Annotated in this window: 6 protein-coding genes; 4 read left to right on the top strand and 2 right to left on the bottom strand. The window is 33.0% G+C overall.

All coding sequences use genetic code 11. The features are described 5' to 3' along the window. A partial coding sequence (locus Q0200_RS11155; protein ID WP_297941184.1) for a hypothetical protein occupies positions 1 to 218 on the top strand: 218 nt, incomplete at its 5' end. Positions 219 to 944: 726 nt separating this feature from the next. On the opposite strand, the gene Q0200_RS11150 is transcribed toward Q0200_RS11155, so the two are convergent. Both Q0200_RS11150 and Q0200_RS11145 read right to left on the bottom strand, forming a co-directional pair. Continuing rightward, positions 945 to 1,349, bottom strand: coding sequence for a type II toxin-antitoxin system VapC family toxin (locus Q0200_RS11150; protein WP_297941183.1), 405 nt, complete (start codon positions 1,347 to 1,349; stop codon positions 945 to 947). Continuing rightward, the gene (locus tag Q0200_RS11145) at positions 1,346 to 2,221 is read right to left on the bottom strand and encodes a hypothetical protein (protein ID WP_297941182.1); all 876 of its coding nucleotides are present in this window, start codon (positions 2,219 to 2,221) and stop codon (positions 1,346 to 1,348) included. Before Q0200_RS11145 ends, Q0200_RS11150 begins: the two co-directional genes overlap by 4 nt. 383 nt (positions 2,222 to 2,604) lie before the next feature. Between Q0200_RS11145 and Q0200_RS11140 the strand changes: the two genes are divergently transcribed. The 3 genes from Q0200_RS11140 to Q0200_RS11130 all read left to right on the top strand — a co-directional run bounded on the left by Q0200_RS11140 (position 2,605) and on the right by Q0200_RS11130 (position 5,042). After that, a complete protein-coding gene (locus tag Q0200_RS11140; protein WP_297941181.1) occupies positions 2,605 to 3,318 on the top strand; it encodes a hypothetical protein in 714 nt (237 codons plus the stop codon). A 219-nt stretch (positions 3,319 to 3,537) separates the two neighbouring features. Next, the gene (locus Q0200_RS11135; protein ID WP_297941180.1) at positions 3,538 to 4,677 is read left to right on the top strand and encodes a GTPase; all 1,140 of its coding nucleotides are present in this window, start codon (positions 3,538 to 3,540) and stop codon (positions 4,675 to 4,677) included. Between the two features lie 122 nt (positions 4,678 to 4,799). Further along, entirely contained in the window at positions 4,800 to 5,042 is a 243-nt protein-coding gene (locus Q0200_RS11130; protein ID WP_297941179.1) for a hypothetical protein, read from the top strand. Positions 5,043 to 5,251: the final 209 nt, after the last annotated feature.

The raw sequence follows: 5,251 nt of genomic DNA, 5'->3' as shown, positions 1-5,251 counted from the left end.
GAGCAAGGCTAAAAAACATGAGCTTTGAAGTAAAGGCAGCGTATCGCAACGAGCTAGATCCTATCAAAAAAGAGGCGATACTAAAGACTGCCGAGCTAAACAAGCTAAAAAAAGCAGCGCAGAGCGGAGACAAAGCGACCGCGGCTAAATTTGAAGAGTTTAAGGCAAAAAATTTAGACGAAAACGGGAATATCAAAGACGGGCTAAGTCTGTGCTAAACTCGTCCAAGGAGTAAAAAAAGCGCTCAAGCACTACTTCACGGTTATGAGCCAGACGCTAATTCTTTTGTGGCTCTAAAAGATTATGTCATAAATTTAAAAAAAATCTATATTGCAACAGAACTACACATTATTACAACTGACATTTATTAAAGCTATAACATTTCAAAAAAATCATAATATCCCAAAAAATAAATCAATTTATCTTATAAAAAATAAAATACTATCCAAATTTTGAAATAAAAACATTTTTTCCCAGAGAAAAAAACAAATTTTTCCATATCAATATAAATATTCCCAAAAAAAGAAATTTTATCTATAGAATTGACAACCCAATAAAAACTTTAACGTCGCCTAGAAATTTAATTTAAAATAAAAACTCGCTTTTTAATATTCCAACGTTATCAACATAAGACACAAAAATTTAATAAATTATTAACAAAGCATCTGTGTTTTTATTTTTGGAGTTATTTTTTGTGCTGTTTTTTCAGAATGAAAAAACATGTGCACAATAATAAAATTTCAAAAGTTATTAACTTTTGATTTACCTATTTAAAGGCAAACTAGATAAAAAGAATAGATATAGAAGAAAAATGACATAAAAAAATAGTCTCCAGCCACCGTGAAATCGTTTCTAGAGCACATTTTACATTTTCCCACGTGCGGGAAAAATGGTTTTCTCTCTGGGAAAAATTTATCTCTGCTGGTAAATTTTCTCCCACAATTTTAATTTTCATCATAATCTTTGATTGCTATGGCGATTTTAGGAAAGTTTTTATCGCTAGTGTATATTACCTCGCAGCCTTCTTTGTCTGCACAAAAGTATTGTAGCGCATCTTCAAGATCAGAGTTTGAGTTTTTAGAATACTTAATTGCTTTTTTTATACCTTCGATTCCAAATGGGGATACACACCATTTTTGAGTAATGACTTCTAAGAAATTTAGAAGCATAAGTTGTTTTTGTCGAGAATGGCGCAAATTATAATAAAGCGTGCTAATACTATCTTCGCTAATGACTATAGTATCTTGTTTTCGCATTAGATTTTGCATCAAAGCAACGGCCTTTTTGTTATTTATTCTATCTGTATCGATAATATCGATGATGATATTTAGATCAAAAAATACTTTCATTGTTCTGCCTTTTGATTTAATTCGTCTGCTTTTTCTGCTCTTAATGATTTTGAATCGCCTTTAAAATCACCTTTAAATGCTCCGACAAATCTCATGATGTCAGCTATGTCGCTCTCTATTCCGCTAGGAGTAGTATTTTCTTGTGCGCTTTGCGTTGATTGTTGCGAATTATCGGTTTGCGTAGCCACTTCAATAATCTCATCTTCTTCTTCATGTTTTTTTGAAATCACAATCTCAGTTTCGCTTTTGTTGGCTGAATGTTGAATCTGCTTGACGCTATCTACCTGAAAGCTATCTGGCGCTGCCAAAACTTTATCAAAGCCCTCATAAGCCGCATCTGTTAAAATTTCCTTTGTCATTTCCAGTGTTTCAAAGTTAAATGTTTTAACGGTTGTTTGCCTTAATTGCTTTAGATCCTTTATAGAGCCCTTACCGACGATTTGCGGATTTAACATAAAAGAGTTTTTGCCGATTATGTCAAATTTATCTTTGTCATTTTCGCTGATTTTAAAAATAGCTTGTTTATCCTCAAGCTCTTTTAGGGCGCGATACACGCTTGATTTGGCTAAAATTTTACGCTCTTCAAAATATTTAACGAAATCGCTATCGTATTTAAAAATATTTTTATAATTTACGTTTTTTATCATTACTAAAAATACGGTTCTGGCGTTGTTTGAAAGATTTTCAACTAAAAAATCTAAATTTTCTACAAAAACTTTAATAAAGGCATCTTTTGTTTGTTCTTTTTGTAAAAAACTCGTGACTATCGTCTTTACTTCACCAGTTTGGCTATCGACGATCTCTTGTGTCCTATTGTAAAGCCTCGCGCTTGTGGAGCGAACTTTTTCTAGGTCAACGATTTCTTTTGCCATAATACTCCCCTGTAGTTTATTTTTTCAAAAATATACTTTTTTTACCCTTATTTGCCACTGAATTTTCCCAAAAAATAAAACTATTTTTATCAGAACCATAAAATTTTTCCCAAAAAATGAAACTATTTTTTATCAAAAAATCATTGTTTTTCCAAAAAAATAAAACTAGATTTTGAGTGATATTGAAAATTTAATACTATTTATAAAAAGGCGCTGTATTAGAAAATTGATTTTATAATGGCATCGATATGCAAGTTTTTTATGATATATGTGTTTTCAAGAAAGCATTGATGCCAGGTATCGCAAAAGTATGTTTTCTATGACTCAACCTGTCATTCTCTTATGTTAAATTTTCATCGTTATTTAAATCTAAAGGAGCGAAAATGATAAAATACATTGTAGGTGGAGCAGCGTTAGTGACTGCTGGATACACGCTAAAAAGATACCTCAATAAATATGATTTTCATATATCTATAAAGAACAAAAATCAAAACAATACAAAACAGTACGACTCAAATACAGAATTGAAATCAGCCCTAATTAATCCTGTAGGCATAAATGATGATGATTTTTTAGAAGCTAGTGTAATGGAAAAAAGTCGTAAATTTAACGAAACGATTCACCGTCTTTTTGTGTCATTGAGAATTTTACAAAAAAAACTATCAAGCGTAGAAAATTTGCCAGATCTAAAATCTGCTTATTCGTCTATCAGCGGCGAGAAGGTCTTGAGATTTAAAGACTCCGATGCCAAAAATTTTAGCAAATTTTTCTATATATTTATAGACTCCAAAGAGGATCTGCAGATTTTGTGCGATCTAAATTTAATGATAGATTATGCATTGGAGCGCATGATAGAAAATAACATTTCTAAGATTGATACAGCGGAACAAAAGCCAAGAGATTACTGTAAATTTGATACAGAGCAACAAGAGATAATCATCAAGCTAGTTGAGTTAAATAATGTTTTGGTTAAGGCGCTAAGAGAGCTAAGGTCCGCTACGCAAATGAAGGAAATAGCAACGATCTTTAAAGACGTGGCGGGAGTATATAAAAGATATTATGATAAGAAATTTTTTAAGGAGAAGCTAGAATGTTAAGATTATTTTTAGATTTATTTGCAGGTTATGTATTCTATCAAGTGATCAAATTTATGGCATTAAATCTTTATTTACCGGCTGTAAAAGAGGTTATTAGCATAATCTTTAGGAATAAAAAGGTAACCCAATAGCTCCCGCTTTTGTCAAAAATAAATTTATTGACAACGGGGGGGGTAATGCTAAAATATACAAATTTTATTTTAACAAAAGGAGAATAGTGTGGAAGCTAATGGAAATCAACAAGAAATTCAACTAGATCTAGGCGATCTCGCAGCTCAAGCAAAAGAAGTTTTTAAAGGGGCTATACAAGGTTTAAGTTCTAGATTAAACGTTTTAATAGTCGGTAAAACCGGCGTAGGTAAAAGTACGCTTATAAATGCGGTTTTTGGCGACGCAGTAGCAAAGACTGGCTCCGGAAAACCGATTACTCAAGAAATAAACGAAATAAAAGTAAATCCAAATTTTAGTATTTATGATACTAAGGGTCTTGAATTGAAAGACTTTGACGCCACTTGTGACGACATTGCGAATTTTTTGGAAGAAAATAGTAAAAAGAGAGCAGACGAGCAAATACATATAGTATGGTTTTGTGTGGCGGAGCCCGGCAGAAGGATAGAAGAGGGCGAAAAAAGACTGTTTGATATCATAAGAGAAAAAGACTATGCAGCTATAGCAGTAATAACAAAAGCCCAGCAAGATAAAGACGAGAACAAGGAAAAATTTTCAGATAAAGTAAAAGGCGAGTTTGGAGTTAATGACGAATATATGCAAAGAGTTATGGCGTTAGAGATCGAAGACGATGACGGAAACATAAAACCGCTTAGAGGCATAGACGACCTTATAAAGAAAACATACGACGCTTTACCTGAGGCATCAAAGCAAGCCTTTGCTAGAGAGCAAAAATATAACAAAGACGTAAAATACGAAGCAGCACTGGATATTATCAATACATATAGCGTAGCTGCGGGTGCTATAGCAGCTACTCCGATACCGTTTTCAGATATCGCTCTACTTTTACCTACCCAAATAGCCATGATATCTCATATTACGTATAATTACGGTTTTAAAGCCTCTGCTGAAAATATTACAAAATTAGCGACATCGTTTGCTGCCGTAGCAGCTGGAGGCTTTGCCGTTAGATTTGTGGCTGGAAATTTATTAAAATTTATACCGGCCGTAGGATCTCTTGCAGGAAGAGCGTTTAATGCAACCGTCGCCAGCTCCACGACAAAACTAATGGGTAATGCCTATCTAGCTTATTTAAACGATAATTTTGAGTTAATTTACAAAGGCGATTTTGATTTATTTTCAAATTTAACCGATACTATCATAAGAGCATACGTCGAAAAGCTAAAATAAAATCTTTACTTTTATCCAAATTCGACTCAACCTGTCGCGCTTCTTTGCTATAATTTTATAAATTTGATAGTAAAGAAGTGCGATAAATTTTTACCACGAAAATTTCCAATCAAGGACATAAAGTGATACGACCAAACCCATTTAAAATTTGCTGTTCCAAATGCAGCTTTGAAAAACTGATTTGGTTTAAGAGCGATGCTTTAACGGACTTAGACTTTAAGCAAGTCCCAGATGTTTGTCCAAAGTGTGGCAATACAAAGTTTAATAGAAAAGCAATATCCATAGAAGAGGCTATGGCTAAAGAGCACTTTGATAATATGATCCAATCTTTTAAGAATATATTTAAAAAGGTATTTAAGGGCTAAATTAGTATAATGTATAAAGATTTTTAGGAGATAATATATGAAAGAAGTTGTAGTAACAACAAAAGATGAATTAGAAAAAGCAGTAAAAGACGGCGTGGATACGATAGTGGTTAGAGGCGAGCTAGCGCAAAAAGTAAAAGCTATAAAAGAGTTACAAGCAAAAGGTAAAATGGCCAGGGGAGCCATAATAGCTACTCTCGCAGCAGCAT

The organism is uncultured Campylobacter sp. (genome assembly GCF_938045225.1).
Taxonomy (GTDB): Bacteria; Campylobacterota; Campylobacteria; order Campylobacterales; family Campylobacteraceae; genus Campylobacter_A.
The sequence above is the reverse complement of the archived record's forward strand: the minus strand, read 5'-3'. Positions and strand labels throughout refer to the sequence as shown.

Coding starts and splice junctions, on each gene's coding strand:
- Q0200_RS11150 (WP_297941183.1), bottom strand. CDS start 1,349: ATGAAAGTATTTTTTGATCTAAATATCATCATCGATATTATCGATACA.
- Q0200_RS11145 (WP_297941182.1), bottom strand. CDS start 2,221: ATGGCAAAAGAAATCGTTGACCTAGAAAAAGTTCGCTCCACAAGCGCG.
- Q0200_RS11140 (WP_297941181.1), top strand. CDS start 2,605: ATGATAAAATACATTGTAGGTGGAGCAGCGTTAGTGACTGCTGGATAC.